Source organism: Streptomyces umbrinus (assembly GCF_030817415.1).
Lineage (GTDB): Bacteria > Actinomycetota > Actinomycetes > Streptomycetales > Streptomycetaceae > Streptomyces > Streptomyces umbrinus_A.
This window is the reverse complement of sequence record NZ_JAUSZI010000002.1, coordinates 10,155,646-10,180,426: the sequence shown is the minus strand read 5'-3', so window position 1 is coordinate 10,180,426 and position 24,781 is coordinate 10,155,646. Positions and strand designations below refer to the sequence as shown.

General features: G+C 69.5%; 20 protein-coding genes. 15 read left to right on the top strand and 5 right to left on the bottom strand.

All coding sequences use genetic code 11. From position 1 onward, the window contains the following. The first annotated feature begins 100 nt into the window (after positions 1-100). From QF035_RS45075 to QF035_RS45015, 13 genes are all read left to right on the top strand, one after another. Positions 101-832, top strand: a complete 732-nt coding sequence (locus QF035_RS45075) for a hypothetical protein (protein ID WP_307527632.1) — start codon at positions 101-103, stop codon at positions 830-832. Positions 833-894: 62 nt separating this feature from the next. Then, complete coding sequence (locus QF035_RS45070; RefSeq protein ID WP_307527630.1) at positions 895-2,226, top strand: aminotransferase family protein; 1,332 nt, start codon at positions 895-897, stop codon at positions 2,224-2,226. Next, a complete protein-coding gene (locus QF035_RS45065) occupies positions 2,223-2,969 on the top strand; it encodes a hypothetical protein (RefSeq protein ID WP_307527628.1) in 747 nt (248 codons plus the stop codon). The genes QF035_RS45070 and QF035_RS45065 overlap by 4 nt, the downstream gene beginning before the upstream one ends. Further along, positions 2,966-4,198 (top strand): hypothetical protein, encoded by a 1,233-nt coding sequence (locus QF035_RS45060; protein ID WP_307527626.1) that lies wholly within the window; start codon positions 2,966-2,968, stop codon positions 4,196-4,198. The genes QF035_RS45065 and QF035_RS45060 overlap by 4 nt, the downstream gene beginning before the upstream one ends. Positions 4,199-4,216: 18 nt before the next feature. Next, a complete protein-coding gene (locus QF035_RS45055; RefSeq protein ID WP_307527624.1) occupies positions 4,217-5,074 on the top strand; it encodes a TauD/TfdA family dioxygenase in 858 nt (285 codons plus the stop codon). Positions 5,075-5,118: 44 nt separating this feature from the next. Then, positions 5,119-6,441 (top strand): hypothetical protein, encoded by a 1,323-nt coding sequence (locus QF035_RS45050; RefSeq protein WP_307527622.1) that lies wholly within the window; start codon positions 5,119-5,121, stop codon positions 6,439-6,441. After that, positions 6,438-7,769: a hypothetical protein gene (locus QF035_RS45045; RefSeq protein WP_307527620.1), complete on the top strand. Its 1,332-nt coding sequence runs from the start codon at positions 6,438-6,440 to the stop codon at positions 7,767-7,769. Before QF035_RS45050 ends, QF035_RS45045 begins: the two co-directional genes overlap by 4 nt. Continuing rightward, positions 7,770-9,515: a non-ribosomal peptide synthetase gene (locus tag QF035_RS45040; RefSeq protein ID WP_307527618.1), complete on the top strand. Its 1,746-nt coding sequence runs from the start codon at positions 7,770-7,772 to the stop codon at positions 9,513-9,515. After that, on the top strand, positions 9,512-11,677 hold the full coding sequence (locus QF035_RS45035; protein ID WP_307527616.1) for an HAD-IA family hydrolase: 2,166 nt from the start codon (positions 9,512-9,514) through the stop codon (positions 11,675-11,677). Before QF035_RS45040 ends, QF035_RS45035 begins: the two co-directional genes overlap by 4 nt. After that, on the top strand, positions 11,677-13,569 hold the full coding sequence (locus QF035_RS45030) for a hypothetical protein (RefSeq protein ID WP_307527614.1): 1,893 nt from the start codon (positions 11,677-11,679) through the stop codon (positions 13,567-13,569). Before QF035_RS45035 ends, QF035_RS45030 begins: the two co-directional genes overlap by 1 nt. A 58-nt stretch (positions 13,570-13,627) precedes the next feature. Beyond that, the gene (locus QF035_RS45025; protein WP_307527612.1) at positions 13,628-14,182 is read left to right on the top strand and encodes an AAA family ATPase; all 555 of its coding nucleotides are present in this window, start codon (positions 13,628-13,630) and stop codon (positions 14,180-14,182) included. Next, complete coding sequence (locus QF035_RS45020) at positions 14,179-15,075, top strand: aminoglycoside phosphotransferase family protein (protein ID WP_307527611.1); 897 nt, start codon at positions 14,179-14,181, stop codon at positions 15,073-15,075. Before QF035_RS45025 ends, QF035_RS45020 begins: the two co-directional genes overlap by 4 nt. Then, a complete protein-coding gene (locus QF035_RS45015) occupies positions 15,072-15,509 on the top strand; it encodes a metallophosphoesterase (RefSeq protein ID WP_307527609.1) in 438 nt (145 codons plus the stop codon). Before QF035_RS45020 ends, QF035_RS45015 begins: the two co-directional genes overlap by 4 nt. 205 nt (positions 15,510-15,714) lie before the next feature. Here the strand turns inward: QF035_RS45015 and QF035_RS45010 are convergent, their stop codons facing one another. The 5 genes from QF035_RS45010 to QF035_RS44990 all read right to left on the bottom strand — a co-directional run bounded on the left by QF035_RS45010 (position 15,715) and on the right by QF035_RS44990 (position 21,585). Then, entirely contained in the window at positions 15,715-17,094 is a 1,380-nt protein-coding gene (locus QF035_RS45010; RefSeq protein ID WP_307527607.1) for a hypothetical protein, read from the bottom strand. Next, entirely contained in the window at positions 17,094-17,771 is a 678-nt protein-coding gene (locus QF035_RS45005; protein WP_307527605.1) for a hypothetical protein, read from the bottom strand. Before QF035_RS45005 ends, QF035_RS45010 begins: the two co-directional genes overlap by 1 nt. Positions 17,772-18,045: 274 nt before the next feature. Next, entirely contained in the window at positions 18,046-19,302 is a 1,257-nt protein-coding gene (locus tag QF035_RS45000; protein ID WP_307527604.1) for a cytochrome P450, read from the bottom strand. Continuing rightward, entirely contained in the window at positions 19,302-20,399 is a 1,098-nt protein-coding gene (locus QF035_RS44995) for a hypothetical protein (protein ID WP_307527602.1), read from the bottom strand. The genes QF035_RS45000 and QF035_RS44995 overlap by 1 nt, the downstream gene beginning before the upstream one ends. A gap of 496 nt (positions 20,400-20,895) precedes the next feature. Beyond that, positions 20,896-21,585 carry a hypothetical protein gene (locus QF035_RS44990; protein ID WP_307527600.1) on the bottom strand — a complete coding sequence of 230 codons (690 nt, stop codon included), beginning with the start codon at positions 21,583-21,585 and terminating at the stop codon, positions 20,896-20,898. Positions 21,586-21,836: 251 nt separating this feature from the next. Here QF035_RS44990 and QF035_RS55955 point away from each other — a divergent pair, with 251 nt between their 5' ends. Both QF035_RS55955 and QF035_RS44985 read left to right on the top strand, forming a co-directional pair. Further along, on the top strand, positions 21,837-22,928 hold the full coding sequence (locus tag QF035_RS55955; RefSeq protein ID WP_373466820.1) for a helix-turn-helix domain-containing protein: 1,092 nt from the start codon (positions 21,837-21,839) through the stop codon (positions 22,926-22,928). Between the two features lie 889 nt (positions 22,929-23,817). Continuing rightward, positions 23,818-24,636, top strand: coding sequence for an IS5 family transposase (locus tag QF035_RS44985; RefSeq protein WP_307527598.1), 819 nt, complete (start codon positions 23,818-23,820; stop codon positions 24,634-24,636). Positions 24,637-24,781 lie beyond the last annotated feature (145 nt).

Below are 24,781 nucleotides of genomic sequence, written 5' to 3'. Positions count from 1 at the left end.
GATGCCCGGGGCGTCCGCCGCGCGGGCTCGTTCCCCAAACGTTCCCGCCCGTGCGCGCGTCGGCCGTGTGCCCTGGACCAGTGATCGGATGAAGAACCCGATGGTGAGAAAAAGCCGCCGCGGCCAGCCCTTGCTGGCCACTCTCCTTCGCGGGCGCAAGCGGGCCGGGCACACCACCCGCGCGACGCGCGTCTTGGTGGACGGCATCGACATGGCCGGCAAGACCACGCTGGTGCACGCCCTCGTCGCCGAGTTGCAGGCCCGCGGCTATCCGGCCGTTCGGCACCGGGGCATGCTCAGCCCGCACCATCCTCTCGTCCCGGCTCTACGCATCCTGTCCCAGGCGAGGCAGCCGGACAGTTGGTGGACGACCACCGCCTACGTGTTCGGCGGGTTCCTCCTCGACAGCCTTCTCGTCCGCTTCGACCCACCCCTGCCGCGCAACAAGGTGATCATCCAGGACGGGTACGGCGATCGCATGGTCGCCTTCGGCATGGCTGGCGGCCCGTACCTGGCTGCCGCACTGATGCTGCGCTGGCCCCACACCTTGGCCCCCTTCGACCTGGCCGTCTACGTCCATGCCTCACCGGAGGCCCGTGCACAACGGCTTGACCAAGGGCGCGAGCACATCGACGAACGGGACGTACGCACCGTCACCGACACGACGTTCACCGAGCGGTTCCACGCCTTCCACGTCCATGGCGTGGGACGTCGACACCGTCGCCTGCTGGTGATCGACAGCAGCGACCGCGATCCCGCCGAGATGGCCAAGGAGATCGCCGACCAACTGCTCAGCGCGCCGCCCGAACCCGGACCTGAGCAGCAGCCGTAACCCGCACACCTTCGGCCGGAGAACGGCGGGCCGACACCACCGCCGAGAAGGAGACGACGATCATGAATCGGGCACTCACCGTACGGGAAGCGGACCGCCAGCATCTGTGGCACCCCTGGAGCCCGCTGGACAGCAATCATGAGCGGCTAGTGCTCGTCGAGGGGGACGGCTCACACGTGCGCGACGATCACGGCCGCACGTTCCTCGACTTGCGCGCCGGCACCCTGAACGCGACCGTCGGCTACAGCCACCCGACCGTCGTCCAGGCCCTGAGTCACCAGGCAGGTCGCCTGATGACCTGGGACCTCGCGGAGGTGACGACGCTGCCAGCGGCTGAACTGGCCCACCGGATCGCGTCGTTGCTCCCGCCGCCACTGGGCCGCACTCTGTTCTGCAATTCCGGCTCTGAAGCGACCGAGGCGGCGCTGAAGATCGCCCGCATGTGGCATCACATCGAAGGCTGCGACGAACGGATGGTCGTTCTGTCGTACGCCGACGGCTACCACGGCGCGACGGCAGCGGCGATCGCTACCACCGCAGCGCCCTTCCGCCGCGAGGGCACCGGTCCTCTCCCCAACGGCTACGCCCATCTGGCCACGCCCCGCTGCGCCGGGTGTGCGTCCGGGACCCATCACGAGCACTGCCGGGTGCCCGGGGCCGTGGAATGGGAGGAGCAGATTCTTGCCATCGGTCCGGAGAACATCGCCGCCGTCCTGGTCGAGCCGGTGCTCAGCGTCGGGGGTGTGATCGTCCCGCCGCCCGGCCGGCTGCACGACCTGCGGGCGCTGTGCGACCGGTACGGCATGCTCCTCATCGTCGACGAGGTCGCCACTGGCTACGGACGGACCGGGAGGCTCTTCGGCTTCGAACACGACCTGAACGCCCAGGCCGCCCCCGACATCGTCACCACGTCCAAGGGGCTCACTGGCGGGTACGCGCCCCTGGCGGCCGTGACGGTGCGCGATGACATCTACTCCGCCTTCGCCCGCGATCCGCTTCTCGGAGGGCTGCGCCACGGGCACACCACCGGTGGGCACGCGACCGCCTGCGCCGCCGCCCTCGCCGTCCTGGACGTGATCGAGAGGGACAGTCTGGTCGCCGCCGCTGCCGACCGAGGCTCTCAACTCCTCGCCCTGCTCCAGATGTTGACCGAGTGCGTCGGCGTACGGGATGTGCGTGGCCGCGGCCTGATGATCGGTGTGGAGATGGCCTCCATCGAGCTGGCCGAGCAGGTCTCGCGGGCCGCGCAGGACGCCGGAGTGCTGGTGCGCGGTTTCGGCCCGGTACTCACCGTCGCCCCGCCCCTGACGATCAGCGCGGACGAAGCCCGAATGGGCGCGGAGGTTCTCACCGACGCGGTCCGGGCCGCGACCACCGTGGCGGTGGCGTCATGAGCGCCGAGCGGGACACGGTCGTCCTTCCCCTGGCCGGTGCCGGCGCACGGCTCGGACTGCCCACGCCGAAGGAACTGCTGCCGATCGGCGAACGGCGTGTGGCGCTCGACGCCACCCTCGACCTTCTCGCACCGCATGCCTCCCGGATCCGGCTGGTGGCGGTCATCGGGGAGGGCCGCGAGCCGACCGTCCGCCATCTGCGCTCCCGCTGCCTGGCACTGGGCCTGCCGCTCGTCCTCGCCTTCCAGGACCCGAGCCTGCCCGAGTCGACAGGCGCCGTGCTGAGCGCCGACCCGTGGTTCGGCCCCGCGACCCTGGTCCTTCTGCCCGACCAGGTCCTTGACGTGCCCGAGCCGACCGCGGTCGGCGACATCCTCGACCTCATCCATGCCGGTCACCCCTCGGCGTTCCTCACCGCCCGTGAGTCCGATCCCGAGCGGCTCGCCGTCGACGGCGCTCTCCACCTGGACGACACCGCCGACGGCCCCCGGGTCACCGCCTTCGCCGACAAACCCGGGCTGCCGGCGGCCGAAGCGTTCAACGCCGTCTGGTTCGGCTACGCCATGGCCCGCCCCGCGGCCGCGGCCTTCGTCTCCGCCCTGCACCACGCCACCATGCACCGTCCGAGCCACCCGGACACGCTCACCGCCCTGTTGGGGACGCCCGTGATCGAGATCGGGCCGTTCCGCGACCTGGGCACATGGCCCGCGGTCACCGACTACTGGAAGGCAGCCCGCCCGTGAGCCGCCACATCGCCATCCTCAGCGGCCCCTACCGCGTCGACGACCAGCTCGGCGGGATCGGATTGCGACTGTGGGAGATCGCCCAGGTCCTCGCCGACGCCGGCCACCGCGTCACCATCACCTCTCCGCACCCGTCCGACTTCACCCACCCCGGAGTGCGGATCGTCACCGGCAGCGAGGGCGAGGTCCTGGACGCCTGCGACGTCCTGTTCACCACGGACCTGCCCGACACGAGGCTGCTGCTGAAGGCCTACGAGCAGGGCGCGTTGATCGTGGCCGAGAACGCGCCCCCGATCGAGCACCTCCACTTCGACACCCTCGCCGGCGACGACGCCCAGCGCCTGTACGAGGACACGGTCGCCCGGTGGCGCCTGCAGCTGCTGCTCGCCGACCACCTCCTGGTCCGCTCCGAGGCCGAACTCGCCTCCACCCTCGGCGCGCTGGTCGCCACCGGCCGCATGTCCGCCGCCCACCACCACACCGACCCAGGGCTGTCGCACCTGGTCAGCCTCGTACCGATCGGCTACAACCGGCACTCCCTCGCTGCCGCCGCCACGGCGCCAGCGCAGGAGTCCGGGGCCTGTGACCTGCTGTGGAACGGCGGCGTGTGGGACTACTGCCACCCCTCCCCCGTCCTGGACGCGCTCGCCCACTCCCAGGAGGGCGCCCCCACGCTGCGCCTGCTGTACGCGCCGAACGCGACACGGCGGGCCGCGCTCCAGAAGCGGGCCGACGAGCTCGGCATCGCCGACCAGGTGCTCTGGCCGACCACGTCAGTTGCGCACCGCAACCGGGACGGCTGGCTGAAGGCGGCACGCGCGCTGGTCATCACCGGCGAGCGCACCGCGGAGAACATGACCTGCCACCGGCTGCGGCTACGGGACGCCGCGCTGTACCGGCTGCCCGTCGTCGCCGACGGCTACGGCGCCACCGGTCACCTCGTCCGCGCCCTCGGCATCGGCCCCGTGGTCGACCCGGCCGACACCGCGGCGCTCGCCGCCGCCCTGCGCCAGGCCACCACCGAGGGCCCCGCCCGCACCCAGTACCTCACCTCACTGGCCTCCGTCCAGGACCGATTCACCCTCGAACACCACCTCACCGCGCTGCTCGAGTTCCTGGAAACCGGCCGCCCGGCGCCCGACCGCGGTCATAGGACGCACCGCACCGCGATCCAGGACCTGCTCACCCAGCACCCGGCCCTGCGCCAGCAACCCCCCGCCGTCATCTAAGACTTCCGGAGGCCCGCCATGCCCACCCCACTGATCGACACCCCCGCGGCCGCGACCACCTGTCTGCCCGACTTCAGCACCGTTCCCGCCCCACCGGTCGAGACCAGCAACTGGTCGCTCCCGGACACGGGCGTACGCCGTCGCGTCGCGGCCGAATACTGCAAGCGCGGCTACGCGATCGTGCACGTCCCCGGCTCCATCCCCTCCCACGACGACCTGGCCGCCCTGGCCGACGCCCTTGGCCTGGGCCAGCCCTTCACTCCTCCGCTGTACGCCGGCAGTTCCCACACCTTGGGCGGGGTCAGCCGCCTGACCGCCGTACGCGATGCCGCCCATCCCTTCCAGGACACCGCCGGGCAGAACGTCCACTGCGACGGCACCCTCCAGCAGCTCGGCGAGATCCCCACCACGGTCATGATGTGCGCCGCCGAAGCCGCCGCCGGCGGGCTGTCCTACCTGGTCGACCTCGTCGACGCCTATGCCGAACTGCGCCGCCTCGACCCCGAGGCCGCCGCCCAACTCGCACACGCCGAGGCACTGGTGCGCACCTCGACCTTCATCGACGACCAGTTCGTGGCCGCGCCGGCGTTCGCCGAGGAGCAGCCCGGGATGTGGATCACCCGGTACAGCCGCACGGCCACCGACACTTACCGGTCCTCTCCCGGCCAGCAGGCCGCGCTCGATCGGGCGCTGGCCATCATGGACGCCGCCGCGATGCCGAGCAGCTCCTACCGCGTCTCCTTCACCCTCCGTTCCGGGCAGGCACTGGTCCTGGCCAACGACCGGCTCGGGCACGGTCGCACCGCCTACCGCGACGACCCGGCCCGCCCGCGGCTGCTGCTGCGCGGCCTGTTCACCCGCCGGCCGCTCGCATGACCGGCCTCCTCGCCCGTTCCCGTCCCCCGTTAGGAGACGCCGCCATGCCGCAATCCGTACGCAACGGAGCCGCGCTGCTGGCCGAAGGGCTCAGCGTGCTCAGGGCCCACCAGGCCCGTGCGTCGCGCACCCTCAGCCTCATCCCCGCCGAGGGCATCATGGCGCCGATCACCCGGCTGCCGCTGATCAGCGACCTGTACGCCCGCTACATGTTCGACGAGGACCCCGACCCGCAGGCGGGCGAGTGGCGGTTCCCGTCGGCGAAGGACGCGGCGTGGCTGGAGACCGGCCTCACCGTCCCCCTGCTCGCCCGCCTCACGGGCACGGACCATGTGAACGTACGGGCCCTGTCGGGGCTGCACGCCATGGAGATGGTCATCACCGCGCTCGGCGGCCCGCCCGGCAGCACGATCGCCTGCCTCGCTCCGGCCCAGGGCGGGCACTACGCCACCGCGGACATGGCCCGCCGACTCGGGCACCAGGTCGCCTTCCTTCCCGGCCGGTCGATGCACGAGCTGGAGCGCGGCGCCCTCGCCGGATTCGTGTCCGACCACCGTCCGGCCCTGGTCTACCTCGACCAGTGCCACGCCCTGCACCCCCTGGACGTGACCCCGCTCGTCGAGGCCGTCCGGGAAGCCGGCACCAACACGCTGGTGCACGCCGACATCTCGCACACCCTCGGCCTGGTCCTCGGCGGAGCCCTCCCCAACCCGCTCGCGGCCGGCGCGGACAGCCTCTCCGCCTCCACCCACAAGAGTTTCCCCGGCCCCCAGAAAGGCATCATCGCCACCCGGCACGCCGCCACCGCACAGCAGATCAAGGAGATCCAGCCCCAGCTGGTGTCCAACCACCACTTCGCCGCCGTCGCCGCGCTCGGCCTGTCGCTGGCCGCGTTCGCCGACCACGCCGCTGCGTACGCGCACACCGTCGTGGCCAACGCGCAGACGTTGGGCAAGGAGCTCGCGCACGCCGGATGGGACGTCGTCGGCGCCGAGTTCGGCTACACCCGAACCCACCAGCTGTGGATCACCGCACCCGCGCAAGCGAGCGCCAAGGACGCAGCCGCGCGCCTGTACGAGGCGGGCCTGCACATCAACTGGCTCACCGACCTGCCCCTCGACGAGCCGGCCCTGCGCCTGGGACTCGCCGAGGCGACCTGGCTCGGCCTGAACCCGGGGGACATGCCGCGCCTGGCTCGGATCATGACCGCCGCGGTCGCCCGGAGCCGCCCGCCGAGCGAACTCGCCGACGAGACCGCTGCGTTGCGGCCCAGCACCCTGTACCCCTATGTACGCCCGCTCGGCGCGGACATGCTCCAGGACGCCTCGGCCGTCGTGCACGCCGTGCTCGGGGAGGTGACGCGATGACCCGGTTGATCGCACCCGTCACCGAGGACGCCCCGTGCGTCGCGGTCTACCGGGAACTGCGCGACGGAGTCTCCCGCGCCAGCTCACAGATCGGCTACGGCTACAACCTGTACCCGGCTGCCGGAGCCGTCCACCGGTTCCTGCACCGGGCCCTGACGACGAGCGCCCGCACGGGCCGGCTGCACGAGTACGGCACCGCGCACGACGCCCACGACCGTGCCCTGGCCGCGGCCCTGGCCGGCGCCTATCTCGGGCTCGACCTCGACGAGGCGCAGATCGTCTTCACCGCCGGCGCGACCGAGGGCATCGGCCTGGTCACCCGCTGGCTGGCCGCGTGCGACGCCGGACTGCTGCTGCCCGCACCCTGCTACTACGCCTTCGAGCAGACACCGCGCCGCTGGGGCGGCGCGGTCGTGGGCCGCTACCGGCACGACGGCACCCTGCACCCCACCGGGGACACGGCCTCCCACACCGCGCTCGTGGAGATCTTCCCCAACGGGGTCACCGGCACCCTCTACACCCCGCCGCCATGCGAGGCGGACTTCCGCCTGGTCGACATCGTCTTCCTCGCCGGCGGCACCGGGCCGCACCCTCATCAGGTCACCCACCAGGTCCGTGCCACGCTCGACGGCCGCATCACGGACACGGCGGTGCTGATGACACCGTCCAAGGACCTGTGCGTCCCCGGCCTCCGCCCCGGCCTGCTGATCAGCGGATCGCCGTCCCTGGCCGAGGCCGCGCGCGACGACATCTTCGACCGCACCGCCTCCGCCAGCCCGCTCGCCGGCCAGCTCGTCCTGCTCTACCTGACCGTCCTTCTGCTCGCCGAAGCCGCTCACGAGCCCGGCCCGCACGCCTTCGAGCACCGGTACCGGTGGATCGTCCAGCAGTACGCCCGCCACGGCGTGGACACCGTCCCCTCCGAAGCGGTCTGCCGCTCGGTCGTCGGCCACCTCGACGCGATGAGCCGCCACTTCGCCAACGGCTTCGACCTGCTCACCAAGCACGCCGACGACCTGCTGGAGACCGGCGACCACCTGCGGCCCGTCTCCGGGTACTCGCTCCTGCCCCGTCTGAACGTCGACCTCGACGACCCTGCCGAGAGCATCGCCTGGATCAACGCGGTCGGCCGCCAGTTCCAACTCAAGCTCAACCCACAGCTGCTGTTCGGCGGCACCAAGCAGTCCTGGCACGCCCTCTCCCCCGGGGCGCCGCGCATCCGCGTGAACCTGTCCGTCCCGCACGACGGACTGCTGACCACCTTGGACCTGCTGCGCGAGGCCCACCGCGGCGTGGTGCTGCCCCAGTCCCGGACGGAGGCCGCCTGAATGAGCACACTGACCAACGTGCTGACCCGCACCGTCGCCGAACACCCGGACGCGATCGCCGCGGCCGACCCGCACCGGCACCTCACCTGGAGCCAGTTGTGGGACGCCGCCGGACGCACCGCGCAGGCCTTGCGTGACGCGGACCTCACAAACCGGGCGGTGATGCTGGCCCTTCCCCCTGGAACCGGATGGATCACCGCACTGATCGCCGCGTGGCGAGCGGGCGCCGTCGCCGTTCCCGTCGACGTCACCCACCCGCCCACACGGCTCGCCCAGATCGCCACGGCGTGCCGGGCATCCGGGGCCCTGACGGCGACCGCCCAGGCTCCCGCCTGGGCGGGACACCTCACCGCCCTCGCCCCCGCCGACGGCGCTGCGACCGCGCCCCACTCCACGAACGCCCCTCTGCCCGCGCCCTGGGACGACGACATCGCCTGTATCTGGCACACCAGCGGCAGCAGCGGCAGCCCCAAACCCGTCCTCATCAGCCACCGAGCCCTTGCCGCCCGCGCCACGGCCCTCCCCGGCGTGTACGGCCTCACCCGCACTGACCGCATTGCCCAGCTGACGTCGCCGACCTTCGACGCCGTGCTGTGGGAGATCCTCGGCGCGCTGGCCACCGGTGCCCGGCTGCAGATCGCCGGCCCCGCCGAGCGGCTGCCCGGGCCGCTGCTCACACAATTCCTCCGGGAGCAGCGGATCACCGCGTTCACCTGCACACCCACCCAGCTGGCGGCCACCGAGTTCGCCGAGCTGCCCGAGCTGCGCCGCATCGTTCTCGGCGGCGAGGCACTGCGTCCCGAGCCGCTGACCGCCTGGCTGCGCGCGTACAAGATCGCCAACGCCTACGGCCCGACCGAGGCGTGCCTGGCGGCGTTGGTCGCCGAGCACGTGAGCAGCGGCGAGACACCCGTCCCGATCGGGCACCCGCTCCCCGGAGTCACCGCCTGGATCCTCAACGAGGAACAGCAGCCCGTGCCTCACGGGGATACAGGCGAGCTGTATCTCGGGGGCACGGGACTGGCGGACGGCTACCTCGGTCGGGACGCCGAGACCCAGCAGGCCTTCCCGCTCCTCGAACTGCCCCTCCCGGACGGAGGCGTGGGACGTGTCCGCGTCTACCGGACGGGCGACCGCGTGTGGCAGCGGCCGGATGGCCAGTACGTCTTCGTCGGCCGTGTCGACGACCAGCTCAACGTCGGTGGCGTCCGACTCGAACCCGGAGAGGTCGAAGCCGCGGCATGCCGGATGCCGGGGGTGCGGGCCGCCGCGCTGCACGCCGAACGACCGGACGACGGAGCCCGGCACCGTCTCGTTCTGCACGTGGAGGCGGACGATGTCGGCCTGCCGCCGCAGCTGCGCCGGCACCTGGCGAGGGTCCTGCCCCCGTCGGCCGTACCCGCGCTGATCACCGTCCGGGCGCGCCTGCCCCGTACCGCGTCCGGCAAGATCGACCGGCTCGCCCTGGCCCATGCGGACGACCAAACCGACCGGGCCGCCGCTCCGGCTGCGGCGCCGACGGGGCGTCTGCCGGACGACGTCGCGCAGTGGTGGCAGGAGAACACCGGTTCGCCGGCTGTCGGCAGTGCCGACTTCTTCGCGTGCGGCGGTGATTCGCTGTCCGCACTGCTCCTGGTGCAGAAGATCAACGAGACCTACGGCACCGAAATCACCATCGGTGACTTTTACGCCGATCCCACCATGACGTTCCTGTCCGCTGCTCTCTCCTCCAGGAGCTCTTCATGACCCGACCGATCCGCGGGGTACTCGTCGACCTGGACGGCGTCGTGCGGCTGTGGAAGAACCGCAGCGCCGCCACAGCGGCGCTGGCCTGCGGTCTCCCCGAACAGGCCGTCCGCCGCGTCGCGTACGGCGGGGTCTTCGACCTGGCCCACCACGGGATCCTGACCCACGAGGAATGGGTCGCGGCCGTACGCGCCGACCTGATCGCGCAGTTCGGGCCCGAGGGCGGGCGCGCCGCCGATCTGTGGGCTGCCGACCGGGGTGAGCCCGACCCGCAGATGGTCGCGCTGCTCCGCCGAGCCCGCAGCGCCGGCCTGGTTACCGGCGTCCTGACCAACAACACCACCGTGGTCGCCGCCGACCTGACCCTGCACGAACTGGACGGCCTCTTCGGCCATGTCGCCAACAGCGCCGCCCTCGGCGTGACCAAACCGTCGCCCGCCGCCTACCACCAGGCCCTCGCGTTCATGGACCTGCCCGCCCAGGACGTGGCCTTCACCGACGACAGCGCGACCAACGTGGCCGCCGCCCTCCACGTGGGCCTGCGCGCCGACCACTACACGAGCGCCGACGCCTTCGAGAAGTTCCTGGCCGGTCTCGGCGTCGCCCTGCCCGCCCCCACGGACGCCGTACTCCTGCCGACAGCCTCGGCCGGCGTCGCGCCGGCCGACGGCCATGCGGAAGCCGATGCCGCCTCCCCCCAGTCCGTCCGCTACGTGAACACCTCCCTGACCGCTGCCGGTCTCGCCGCGCGGCTGACCGCGCACGACGCTGCCCTGACCGCCGTGCCGCTCGGTCCCGACGCCGTCGCATCGATCACGCCGAACGGCAGGCTGACGACCTGGCGCATGCTGCCCCACGGCGCCGACACCGCAGCCGCGGCCGGACAGTTGTCCGCGTGGACGAGCACGACGTGCGACGTGGAGGCCGAGCATCTTCCGCCCTGGCTCCCCGAGGTCCGCACCGCGGCCGCGCCCCGCGCCGAAGCGCTCCTCCACCAGATCGGCTGGGCGCTGCACCAGATCGCCGCTGCCGCGCACACGGGCGACCTCCTGGCGGCTGTCACGCACCTGGACCTCGCCCGTCACCAACTCACCGCGCTGGCCTCCCTCCTGGCCCGCCACCAGCAGGCGCCCTGGCCCGGCGCGACGGCCTCCCGGTATCTGCCGCCCACCGCCCGGATCGCTCTCGCGGCATCCCACTGCGTCGGCGCCACGACCCCGGAAGGGCTGATCGAGAGCCTCGCCCCGTTGCTGGCCCTGCTGCGCCAGCTGCGCCACGGCTCCCAAGTCGTGCTGAACACCAACAGCTGCTGGCCCTGGCAGCACACCACGGCCGCGCTCACCGGCCTGCTCGGCACCTCCCCCGACCTCAGCCCGCGCCCGGCCGACGACCCGCTCTACACCCCGGCCCTGGCCTGTGTTTATGACCGCCACCGTCCCCTGGCCGACGCCATGACCGACGCCTTACGGTCCTTCTCCGCCGAACAACTCGCTGGACGTGATGTGGTGGAGCTGGGCGCGGGCACCGGACGCATCACCCGGCACCTCGCCGCCGGGAGCCCGGCGACGTACCGTGGCGTCGAACCCTCAGCCGCGATGGCCGCCCTTCTGACCCAGCGCCGACTGCCCGGCGTGGACGTGGTGTCCGCGGACGCGCTGATGCTCCCCTTCGCCGTCAACAGCGCGGACGTCGTCATCGAGCACGAGGTCCTGCAGTTCACCGCCGATCCCCTGCTCGCTGCGGACGAGGCGCTGCGGATCCTGCGCCCCGGCGGCCGGCTGATCCGTCTGCTGCTGCACCCCACCGGTCCCGACCCGCTCACCGGCATCGACGCGGCCTACCGCACCGCCGCCTTCGCCGACGGCCCACTCCCCCTCTTCCAGGGCAAGGGCACCGACCAGCGCGTCACCGCCCATCTCGCCGGCCGAGGCCTGGGCACCGACACGCGCACGCTCGTCGTCTTCACCCGTCACCGCACGCCCGTGGAAGGAGTGGAGGCGCTCGCCGACCGGGCCTGGCCGTATCAGCACCAGCTCGCCGACAGCGCGCACGAGCGCGGCATGACTGCCGCCCGGGCGGCTGCGGCTCGCGCCGCCGAGACCGTCCCGGTCGAATACGTCCTGCGGGCGCTCATCACGTCCCACAGCCCCGAGGTGCGCTGATGTCCCTGCTCCCGCAACTGCCGCCCCGATACCGATGGGTTGAGACCGTCGAGGACGACGGCCCGCTGCTGCGGGCCCATGCGATTCCAGTCCTGCTCCCCGCCGAGGCGGACCGCGCACGGCGCTGGGCGGATGTCCTGCACAGCTACGCCCCCGCCGACGAACGCCCGGCTGTCCGAGCCGGAGCGCGAGTGGCGAGCCTGCCCGGCCACGAACGACTCGGCCAGCTGGTCGCGCAGGCTCTCAGCCGCCCCCACCACGTCCTCGACCCTCACCGGCCGCTCGCCGCCGGTGACCGGGGCGGCAGCGTCCTGGTCGTCGCTCCGGCCGCCGCGCTGCCGCTTCGCGTCCTGACGGCGATCGTGACCGCCTGCGCCGAACAGGACACCGAGACCGGGTTCCTCACCGGCCGCGACGCGGCGGCCGTCACCTTCGCCCTGGCCAAGCTCCTCGCCGCCCCCGGGCCGGACCCGGGCCCGGCCCGCAGCGGCCTCGTCGACGGCACCACCGGCCTCGCCCACGTCCTGAGCGGCGGCGAGATCGACGAACGCAGTACCGTCGCCGACGTTCTCGGCCAGCATTGGACCAGCATCATCGTCGACGCCGACGGATCCGCCGCGCACGCCCCGCTCGGCGCACTCACCTTGTGCGGACTCACCGGCGCCGCCGAACACACCCTCGACGGAACCGTTCTGCCCGGCGGCTGCACACCCACCGGCTGCAAGACCGACCCGTCCGGCCGGACCCGCCCCTTCGCCCTCCACAACCTCAAGACCCGCGCGCTGGGGGTCTTCGTCTGCAACGGCATCACCCTCGGTCCCGCGGAGCAGTACCCCTCCAACCTCAGCCTCGCGCTCGACGCCCTGGAGGGATTCCCCCAAGCTGTCTTCGGACTGACGCGCGGTGACCTGGACACCAGCGGCCGCGAGCCCCGCCTCGCCGCCGAGAGCCTGCACGCCGGTGACCGACTCGGCCAGTGCGTCGCGCTCCTCAACACCGACGGTGAACGCCGGGGCATCCGCGGCCCGTCCACCGTCCTGTTGGGTGACCCGGAACAACGCCTCCACATCCCCGGCCCCCGCACCTCCCCGCACCCCCGCCCCCAGGCCCGCCGGCAGCCCGCGGACACTCACCAGCTCGGTGACTGGCAACGCCGCCTCACCGACGCGCACGCCGTCGAGCGCGGTCTCCATGCCTCCCTGCAGCGCCGCCCCGACCCCGACCTGGCCGCCTGCCTGGAGGAAATGACCAGCCACCGCGAGAGGGCCGCCGACCAGCTGCTCGCGGCCGTACGCGACGCGTCCCCGACCGAAGAATGGGAACCACGCCTCCAGGCCCAGAGCGAGGTGTGGGCCCACACGGCCCTGGCCATCCTCAGCCGGACCCGCGGCGGCGCCTTCTCCCGGCAACTCATCGCCTCCCGCGCCCACCACCGCACCGGCCGGTGGTCCGCCGCCGGTCCCTGCCCGTACTGCCACGCCCCGCGGGATGCCGAACATCTGACCAGCCCGATCGGTCTCACTGACCGGCGCACCATCCGGTGCCCCAAGTGCGGCCCCGCACTCAGCCTTCCCGCCGGCCTCCACGAACTCGAGGTCAAGGCCCCTGCCGCGCTGCATCCTGGCGAGGTGGCCGAGATCGCCCTGCGCCTGCCCGAGTCAGCCGGCGGCGTGCTGGCGGTTCACCTGCGTCCGCGCTCGACCCGGCGCGGCTCCTACGATCACCAGGTCATCGCCGCCACCCCCGGCCCGCACACGATCCGGCTCACCATGCCCGAGCACCCGATGCCCGAACTCGACCGCCTGTGGGTGGTCCACGCCCACCGCTTCCACATCGCCTACTACCAGCAGCGCCTCCCCGTCCTCCCTCCAACGACCACGCCCGCCGCGTAACCCCCGGACGAGCAAGCCGGTTCGCCGACCAACAGCATCAACCCACCCGAGGAACCACATGATCATCTGGATCAACGGCCCCTTCGGCGGTGGCAAGACCACCACCGCCTCCCTGCTCCACCAGCGGCTGCCGGGCAGCATCATCACCGACCCGGAAGAGGTCGGCTTCCTGCTGCGCAAGAGCCTCGGCGACCATCCCAGCCGCCAACGCGACTTCCAGAACTACCCGATGTGGCGCACGTTGGTCGCCGCGGTCTGCGCCGAGCTGGACCATCACACCGACAGCGGCCCGGTCATCGCCCCCATGACGCTGCTGTGCCGCGAGTACGCCGACGAGATCTTCGACGCCCTGGGCAAGGCCGGAATCAAGGTGCACCACCTCCTCGTCCACGCCGAGGCCGAGACCCTGCGGGCCCGCATCGAGAGCAGCATGGAGTTCCCCGGCGACGAGGAACGCAGCGAGAAGGTCCGCGCCTTCAGGCGCCGCAAGCTCATCGACTACGAGGATGCCCACGCGACGTGGCTAAGCGAGCGGGCCAAGGTCATCGACACCACCTCTCTCACCCCCGAACAGGTCGCGGACCGGGCCCTCACCCTCCTTCACCAGCCATGACCGTCGCACAGGCATCCGAGATACCCCGCCTCGCCGGGCTGGCCACGGTCGTCGCCGACCACAGCTGGCCCGGCACCTCGGCAACCGTCCTGCGTCTGTTGGACCCGGGCGGCCGGCAGATGATCCTCAAGCACAACACGAGCAAGGGCAGCTTCCAACGCGAGCACGCGGCCCTGGCCCGCTGGACTGAGGCCCTCGGAGCGAGCGCGCCACAGCTCCTCGACGCCGATGAGGCGGAGCAGGACCTCCTCATGACCTCCGTCGCCGGACGCCCGCTGGCTCTGCTGAGCCTGACACGGCGCCAGGAGCATCGCGCATACGGCCTTGCCGGCGAACTCCTGGCCCGGTTCCACCACGCCGCGGCCCCGTCGACACTGCCCCACTTCGGACGCGACCGGGCGGTGTACATCCGCGCCCAGCTGGCGGCCGGCACCGCGCCCCTGACCGCAGCGGAAGCCGACATGGTCCACGAGGCCCTCGACCTCCTCACCCGGATGCCGCCCCAGCAGACACAGCCGTCACACCTCGACTTCACCAGCCGCAACATCCTCGCCCACCCCTGCGGCCGACCCGCCGGGGTCGTGGACTTCGAGACCAGCCGACACGAAGCCTGCGGCCGCGACTTCCTGCGCATCACCCAGCGCACCCTGCTCCATCGGCCAGACCTCCGACAGGAGTTCTATCGCGGATACGGACGCCAGCCCGACGCAGCCGAACGCGAGCTCATCCGCATCTGCACGGTCACCGACGCCGCCGCCATCGCCGTCACAGCCACCGCGCAACGCCGCCACGCCTTCGCCGCCGAAGCCCGCCGCACCCTGACCGCCGCCCTGCGCACATGGCCCGAACCCGCCCCGGGCACCGCCGTCCCACACGCCCGGAGACTGCTGTGATCACGCTTCCAGACGCCGACCGGCGGCCTTCCTCCATTCTCGCGACCACCGACTTCCATTCCAGCCTCGACCAGCCAGTCACCCTCACCGCACACCTCAGCCGCGCCCGACCGACCACTCTGGTCGTCGACAGCGGAGACTTCTTCGAGGGCACCCACTACCCGGTCTCCCGCGGCCGGATCGAACAACGCATCCTCACCGAGTTCTACGACGTGATCACGCCCGGAAACCACGGCTGGTCCCACTACACCTCTCCGGGCCTTCGCCCCCTGGTCGTCTGCGCGAACATCGTCCACCAGTCCACCGGCGCCCCGTACTTCCAACCCTTCCGCCTCGCGGCCGTGGGTGAGCAGACAGTGACGGTGACCGCCATCATCGGCCAGGGAATCTCCGCCATGTGCTGGCGTAGTTGCTTCTCCCAAACACCGGCCTGATCCTGCAGCCGGGGAAAATTCAGGGTTGCGGGGATCGCGAGGCGACGGCTGCCTGGACCGAGTTCAGCGCCTTCATGGTCTCGGCCATCGTCAGCTCATCGCCGGTTCGAAGCGTGTCATTGAGGCATTCCTGCCGACAGGCCCCGGTTCGACTGCCGGTACGCAGGCCACAAGTGGCACCGTAGGGGGCACGGGTACGGCGGGCTCAGCTGTGCGCCCGGGCTGCGGCGGCGCGTGCCACCACGGCGTCGACCAGTGGGTTCTCCTGCAGATGCCGCGCCACATTGACCAGGTGTTCTCGCTCGCGGGCGGCGGGAACATCCTCACCTGGCAGCATCTCGAGCACGTCGTCGGCGGACAGCGGGGGACTGAACGCTGCACGAGCGTGCGAGGCGACCCCCAGCGTGGCGGCGGCTTGCGCGGCTATCTCGTCGTCGTAACCCACGCCGGTACTGATTAGATAGCGGACCGTGTCCACGTTGAGGTCCAGGTGCGCCGCCAGTTCGCCGATTGCTTGTTCGTCCTCGCTCCTTCCGCTGTCGACGAGTTCTCTAACTTCGTGGAAGGCGCGGGCTACAGCTTCGGACGGTGCGGAGCTCATCCAGGGGCTAAGGATTGCCTCGCCGTCCCGGATCTCCACTAGGAGGCGCAGTAGGCGGAAGCGGACATCCCAGCCAGCCAAGCTCGCGCGCCATCGGCGCCACCAGCCAGCCAAGCGTGTGCACCATTGGCGCCACCACGGCGTTCGCTGACCGGACTCGTCATTGTCTGGGTGGTCGTCATCGTCACGGACCACGACCAGTGCCCACAGTGGCTCCAGCGTGTCGCAGTCGCGGGTTTCGGCGCGCCGCGATGCCAGCGCCAAACTGGCCAGACCGTAACTGGCTGCGAACCCGCTCACGTTGGTGGGGACCCAGGCAAACTCAGCCAGGAAGTTCAGGCGGTGAAACCCGCTGACTGCACTCAGCATGGCAAGCAGGGTGCATGCGGCCTTCGCTAGGTCCAGTGAGACGGCCAGGGCGAACATGCGTACCGATTGGTCAAGGCCGGGATTGCCGGGAGCAGCAAGTCCCCCGCACTGCCTTACGGTGACGACGACCGCGATGCTGAGAGCCGTGAGGTAGACGATCTGAAGTGCGAACACCTCAGGGACATGCCCGTAGGCGACGACGAACTGGAGCGGGTGGGCAGGTCCGGAGAGGTCAGCTTCAAAGAACAGCACGGCCATGATCACGATCGCGGCCGCGTAGAACAGGACCCACCTGGAGATGGTGCGGCGCAGCACCCCGCGCTCACGGCGACGCGGATGCCACAGCTGAGTGAGCAGGTGGGCAAGGCCGACGCACACCAGCGTCGCAGTGTCGATCATCAAGGTCGCCACGCTGGGGGAGCTCAGCGCGATGCCGACCCTTCGGTAGACAACAGGAAGCGTCAGAAAGAAGATCATGCCGGCGAAGAGCAGGACCAACGCTGTGATCTTCAGGGTCAGTTCGGTATCCCGGCGGACTGCGACAACCTTGGCGATGCCAACGCCAGTGCAGACGAGCGCCATGAACAGGTTGACCGCGGTCAGTATGGCTGTCACTAGAGCGTGGTACTCCGATGAGCAAGTGCCGAGTTGATGGGACCGGTGCCTCGGGTGCGTGCGTCGAAGCGCAGGAGCGAAAGGATCTCGAGCGCGAAGGTTTCTGCTGGACGCTCGACAGGATCTGTGAGGTGTTTGGTGGTGGTGGTCCGCAGATGAACTGGCCGGGTCAACACCTCTTTCACGACGTCGGCCGGCAAAGCGAGCTGGTCCAGAGGGAAGGCGTCGAGGTCGAGGAATCCGTGACTGTTGATCGAGCATCCGTTGCCAGGTTGCTCATCGTCCATCACGAGGTGACCTATTTCGTGGGCCCTCACGTGGGTACGGTAACGCTCGCTCTTGCGCGTTGTGCCGATCAGTACGTCCTGGTCCGGCAGCTCGAAGCAGAATCCGCTCAGGCCGGGCGGCAAGGGATGGTCGAGCCTCAGGATCTCGCGCCCGCGCAGCTGTTCAGCGGCCGCGACGACGTCCTGGATACCTGGATCCTGTGGAAGCTTCAGCTTCGACACGACTCGCCGAACGCGCGCACGGTCGCGTGCCAGTTCCCGTCGGTGACTGTGGATCGTGTCCTCGATACGGCTAACAGGGCCGGCCGCGCGATGGCGAAGCGAGGCGGCGTTCCCGAAGTCCGTGGCGAGCGAAGTGCGGCCGGTGTGCGGCTCGACCGACCTGTCCATGTGCCTTCAGACCCCCGAACTCGAGACTGTGTGCATCGGACAACCGGCGGCCACGTCCGATGGCCGTGCTCTGTCCGCCGCACGGCGCGGTTTGGTCACTTCCCGCGCGTTGCGCTTGCTCATAGGCAAGTTCACGCCCCCGTCGTCCATTGTAACTGGCTGTGTCTGGCGGCTTGCTCAGGGACGCCATGAGCCCCTGAGACCAGATGCCGAGTGTGCAAAGACGGAACGATGCTCCGGTGGGTGAGGTCAACCACGTCACCGAAAGACCTGTCTACACCGCTGTGAGGGCGGTGGCAATGATCGGTAGCTCCTGCACTGAGTTGGAGGAGTAGGAGGGCACTGGCACCAGGGAATCCAGCTGCGGACACATGAGGTCGAAACGGCCGAAGAGCCCGCCGAGAGCGATGGAGGCGATCATCCGAGCCAACGGAGCGCCCACGCAGAAGTGCATACCGTGGCCGAAGGCGCGATGGCGATCTGCATCAGGTCGCGTTAGGTCGAAGGCATCGTGGGTGGGCCCGAATGCCGAGGGGTCACGTCCGACGCCGGCGAGGAATACGAGCACAGGGTCGCCCTTGCGAATGGTGACCCCAGCTTCAGGGATGTAGAGGTCCTCGATTGCGTAGCGGAACATCACGGTATGTGCGGACCCGTCGCGGCGAAGCGTTTCTTCACCGACCTGGGACCAACTCGCCACTCCTGAACGGACGAGCGCGAGCTGGTCGGGATGCCTCAGAAGATTGAGGGTGGCGTTGGAGATCAAGTTCTGTGTGGTCTCGAAGCCGGCGAAGAGCACCAGCTCCAGGGTCGCGACCAGTTCCTCAAAGGTCAGCTTTTCGTGATCTTCGTCGTGGGTGTTGATGAGCGCTGTGGTCAGGTCATTGCCCCCCTCTTGGCGTTTTAGGGCGATGAGTGCACCGATCACGTCCTGGATACCGGCGTGGGCTGCTTGAGCGCGCGCCATTTGCCGGGTGTCGTGCAGGGCATCGAAGTCGGCGGCGAGCCGCTCACGGGTGGGCTGGTCGCTGAGGCCGATGAGGTCGCAGATAGTGGACATCGGCAGATCGAAGGCGAACGTGGCGCGCAGGTCGGTGACCGTGCCCGGGGGAACGTTGCCCAGCACGTCGAGCAGTTCGCTGGTCTTCTGGGTGACGCGCGGGCGCAGTTCCTGGACCCGCCGTCTGGTAAATGTTTTGGTTATGGGGCCGCGTAGCCGCGCGTGGTTCTTGTCCCTGTACTGGTCGCAGGTGTGGGCGTTGAGTGCGCTGCGCTGCAGGATGAAGCCGAGCAGGTTCCAGTCCCTGGGCACGCGGTCCTCTTGTAGCGCCCTCCAGTGTTCTGGGCCCTTGCACAGGCTGGGGTGGTTGAAAACGATGTCAGCGATGTCGCGGTCGGCGGTGGCCCAAGACGCGACCCCCTCAGGGAGCCATACCGGGACGAGCGGGCCCAGCGCGCGGAGGCTGTGGCCCTCGCCTGGGATGTCGGTGGCGAGGTTGTCGAGGGTGAGCAAGGGCTGCGAAAGAATCATCACTGATCTCCAAGTGAACCGGTCGCGTACGCAGCGCGGCGCCGAGCCCGGGGCGGGACGGGGGTGAAAGACACATGCAGGGACTTCAGGGCCGCGACGATGATGCTCGGCCCTCGGTCCAATTTCTGGTCGGCGTTGAGCAGCGCCAGGTCGGGAAGGCGTGCGAAGAGCGTTTCGACCGCGGTGTGGCAGATGGTGTGGCCGACGGACTGGGCGGGGCACTGGTGCCGCCCGCCGCCGAACGAAAGATGCGCCTCGTTGTAGTCCGTCCATGAGTCACGGCGCACACCCGCGGGGCTCATGCACAAGATGTTTGCTGCGGCCAGTCCGATGACGACCAGGTCGTCCTTCGGGATGACCGTGCCGCCGAGTGCGACGTCGCGTACCGGCCATCGGCCGATGACGTTCTGTACTGGCGGGTTGTCCCACAGCGTCGTCCGGATGGCGCTGCGGATGTCCAGGTAGCCAGCCTTCAGGTTGGAGCGCAGCCGTTCACTCGACACGAGTTTCTCGCCAACGTTGGCGATCAGGTTGGCCGTGGAGCCCATTCCTGCGTTGAGCATGAGCCAGATCTGCTCCGAGATCTCTTCGTCGGAGAGAACGGACTCGTCGGCGATCATCCATGAGATGAGATCGTGAGATGGCTCGGTGCGGCGTTTGGCAACGTGTGCGGCAATGATCCGCATGATTGTGGCGTCTGCCGCCACGGCGCCTTCGCCGCCCTCGAGGAGAACTTGAATGTTCTCCTGAAGCTGTTGGCTGTCCCGTGCTTCGAGGCTGTCAAGCCCGAAGAGGCGCATCAGGAGCAGGAAGGGCAGGGGTGTCGAGAACTGCTGCACCAGATCGGCACGCCCTGCCGTGCAGAACTCGTCAATCAGGGCGTGGGCATGCTCCTCGACAAAACGCCGTAGGTTCTCCGGCTGGATATGCGTGAGGCTTCGTGTCATGGAGCCCCTCAGTCGGTCGTGTTCGTCGCCACCGGCGAAGAGGGCGTTCTTCCGCCAGTCGGTGTGCGGTTTGAGCTCCCAGCCGGGCGGAAGGCTAAGCCGTTCGCGCCACTGACGAGAATCGCGGTCGTACAGGTCGTCACGGCGCATCACCGTCCTGGCTTCTTCATAGCCGACAACCAGCCAGGCCGGGACGCCGCCGTCCAGCCAGACAGGAACGACCGGACCGTGCTGATCGGTAGAGATCGTGGGGTTCGCGGAGCATGTCTTCGCTGGACAGTCGCCACCGCTCGTCGTGCATGGGACCGCCGGGCGATAACGAGGAGTGGTCCGTGGGGCCAGGCAAGTTGGGCGAGGAGGTCATGGCAGCATTCCTGATCGGAGAATGAAACGGGACGCTGATCAGCAGGCGCGGGAGTTCCGGCGTGCGGCGACAACCGTAGAAGATCATGACCTGGACGCTGGGCCCTCCGCCAGAACGTGCCAACCGCCGAGCCCGATCGTGCCAACCGCTGAGGCGCACGGGGCTTACGGAAGGATCCGGAGGTCACCCCCACATCTGCGGCGATGGAGGAGCCACTCGGGAGGATGCCGGAGTTGGCCGCCGCGCAGCGGCCGGTCGGCCGTTGCTGGGAAGCGGTTGGCGCTAGCGTTCCGGCTGGTCTTGGGACTTCCCGGACCTGCCCTCTACCAAGGCCGTGACAGCCTCAAGGGTCGACAGGACGGCCCGTGCCAGGTCCGCTTCAGGGAGCTCTCCGGACGAGCGCATGCCGATCGACTGCACGCCCATGCGCCTGCGTGCATCCCGGAGCGCGAGCTGCACCAGGTCGTGGCCGAGAATACGGCGGAGGTACGCCACGAGGGCCTGGCCCTCGGTCAGTGAACAGAAACCGCGATCGACACGGAAGTACTTCTCCAGTCGTCCAGCATGATCGTTGTTCGGTGCGCGGTCTCCGTTGAGCAGCATGCCCACCTGCGGTTTCGAGATGAGAGTCTCCCGGTGGATCGCTCCCAACGACGCTTTCTTGACGACGCCCGTCGCGGTGCGTGTCAGACGCCGACGCTTGTGAAGGAACTGGATCCGACGCAAGAACAGGCCCTCGTAGAAGGTGTCGCGTTCTCGGGGATCGGCCGGTTCCTCCTGCGGAGGGTCCCCCCGCCCTTCGAGGAGTTCGATCACACGGTCAGGCTCGATCGCGGTGTACCAGGCGACGGTCTCGGGCTGCAGGAGCTGATCGCGATCGACGTCCATCTTGGTGGCGAACTCGTCGACGCGGGCCAGGAGATGCTCAATCTCCTCCCGGGTGGACGCCGGCTCGCGTTCGGCATCGTTCACCAGTGCGTCTCCAAGGGCATGACGGAACACGGCTGCGACCAAGAGCGTATCCGCAGGTGTCAACCCCAGCCAATATCGTCTGCGATCGTTGACACCTGCTCCTGTCCTGACTCAAGATTTGGTGCAGTCCGAGAGTGCAGCCGTCGGCTCGGTGGACGTCTGCGCAGCGTGCCCGGAAGCGTCTCCGCTCCATTGCTTTTACGCGCGCCGATACGTCCTTCCGTGGACGGCTGTGCGGGTTCCATACGCCGATGTTCCCGGTTGTCCGGGACTGGGAGAGCAGCATGCCGCACGGGATCGGCCCGAACTCGAGCTCTGCCATCGCCGGGCGTGTGCTGTCGGTGCTGAGGGCGCTGCATGAACTGGGCCCGGGGGCAACGTCTCTAGCCAAGCTCACCCAGGCGTGCAGGATGCCGAAGAGCACCGTCCGGCGCTTCATGGTGGAGATCGAGGAGGCCGGCTACGCGCAGAGCAGCAACTCAGGGGCCGGCGCGTGGTTTGCAACGATGACCCCCCCGCTCCTGCCGAGACGCTGCGGGAACTCGGTTGCGGCCCGGGCTCTTGGGGTCCTGACGACACTCCACCATCTTGGTCCTGGACCCGTTCCGCTCACTGCCCTCTCAGCCGAGTGCAGCATGAGCAACAGCCGCACACAACGATACCTTCGTGCGATCACTGCAGAGGGTTTCGCGCACCCCAGAGGCGAGCAGAACTGGGAGGCAGTGCGGTGGCAACCGGCTGCGGTCGAGGCACTGCTCGTGTCGCCGCTGGCGACGTATTCCGCTACGGCGAGTCGTCGACTGCGGGAGACACGGGAAAGGACCGGCCAGGTCGTACTCCTGCACAGCCTCGTCGAGGTCGACACCAGGCTCCGGGTATGCACCAGCGCGGACTGCACCGCTGGAGACGGTGACTTCGTCCGCGGACTGGCCTCCGACCCTCGGGCACAAGAGGCTCTGCGTACTGCGCCGCTGGACGCCGACGCGGCTGGTCAGGTCATCTCCGCCTTCCTTGATCCGCTCACTTCTCTCGACGATCAGCGGCTGGTCAGAGTGCGGGGGCGTGGATTCGCCCGCTCACCCGCTCTCCTCGGTGGGTGGGACATGCTGGCTGTCCCGATTGTTCGACCGGTACGGGGCGGGCGCGAGACCGCACAGGCGCCGTACCGCACCCCAACAGCGTCCCGAGTGACAGGTGCGCTGAGCGTCGTCGGCCAACCCGAGGAGATGACTGATCAGCACTGGAACACCTGTCTGATAGCGCTACGCACTGCCGCACGGGCGTACGGCGAGGATATGGCTAGCCGCAGGCACAACGGTGTCGCTGAGCGCTGGTCGGCCTAAGGGCTACAGACGCGTCCACACCTACTCCGCACGACGAGCACGACACGTCACAACTGACCAGTGCCGATTCGCGATGCGCCTTGCACACGTTGACGCGGCGGCACGGCTTCTGCTGTTGCCAGGCGTAGCGGGCCTGCCAACAGCCACCGCCAGGGGAGAGATTGATCTCCTGAGCGACAGTGCGCGGCAGGGGTGTCAGCCTCCCGAAGCTCCTGCCACGCACCGCCAGATGGCCCTGCCGACCCACCAGGGATGGGAGCACGCGGCATCACGCCTGCCACTGGGTGCTGGCAGCTGGCAGCTGGCACTGAGCGTCGTGGGAATTCAGGACGAGGATCGGGACCAGACACGATGCCGGCCGCCTTGTCGGCCCCGTACTCAACAGGGCAGGCAAGGCGAGCTGGCACGGCACGGTGGGCTATGGGGCGCGCAGGTACTGCGGTCCCAGAACCTGCGCTCTGGTGCTGGGGGGAGCAGTTATCGCCTCCGCCTCACCCTTGCCACGATCGACGACGGCCGCAGCGCTTCCAACATCCTGTTGATCGCCTGCAAACGCATGAGTGCCACGTTCGTAGGAAACGGAACCATCTGACCTCTTCTCGTACGTGGAGATCGCCGACCAGTGCCTTCCCGCACCAACGCCTGGAACACCCTCTCCCTGCATTTCTGGCCGGATCCAGTCCAACCTTCGCAGGCGACTGGCCCCAAAGGGCGCCTGTGACACGGTCCTTGACTCTGCCAACAGCAGTGTCGCCACCACGTACGCGAGCGGAACACAGTACCGCCCGTCGCTTCGTCGTCCTCGGTTCTCCCTTAGGGGTCCTTGCAGAAAGATCCTGTTGTGGCACGGTGGGGTTGGAAGTGATTCCGTGTTTTGTGGGGTGTGACCATGGCGCGGCGGAAGCCGTGGGAGGTCAGTGACGAGTTGTGGGCGGTGATCGAGCCACTGTTGCCAAGGCATGAGCGGCGGTTCCGGTACCCGGGACGCAAGCGGATCGATGACCGCAAGACGCTGCAGGGTGTGCTGTTCGTGCTGTACACCGGCATCCAGTGGGAGTACCTGCCGCAGGAGTTGGGTTTCGGTTCCGGTCCCACCTGCTGGCGTCGGCTGGCCGAGTGGCAGCAGGCCGGGGTGTGGGAGGAACTGCAGCGGGTCCTGCTGGACCGGTTACGGGCGGCGGACCGTCTGGACTTCTCCCGCGTCACCGTTGATGCCTCACACGTGCAGGCCAGGCGGGGGCGAAGCAGCCCAAAAGTCGGTCCGAGTCCGGTTGACCGTGCACGGCCGGGCTCGAAGCATCATGTCCTGACCGATGTGCATGGCACCCCGCTGCGGGTGTCGTTGACCGGCGGACACCGCAACGACGTCACCCAGCTTCTGCCCCTGGTCGACGGTGTGCCGCCGGTGCGGGGCAAGCGCGGGCGTCCCCGGCGCAAGCCCCGTGAGTTGTATGCCGACCGCGGCTACGACCACGACAGCTACCGCCGCCGACTGCGCGAGCGCGGCATCGTCCCGAAGATCGCCCGACGTGGCGAACCACACGGCTCGGGCCTGGGCTGCATCCGATGGGTCGCCGAGTCGGCCATCGCTTGGCTGCACGGCCCCCGACGCCTCCGCACTCGCTGGGAGACCCGAGACGACATGCACGACGCTTTCCTCCAGCTCGCACACTGCATGACTCTCGCCCGCAAGCATCCGGCTTTCTGAAAGCACCCCTTAGGGAATCAGGTGGTGCGGCACGTACTGAAAGCGCCGCCCGCCGCCCCGGTCGCCGTGCACCTTCCGGCGAGTGGACCATCTCGCAGCGCCTTCACCGGGCGGGTCGCCCTGCACCTCCGCTGTTCCCGGACTG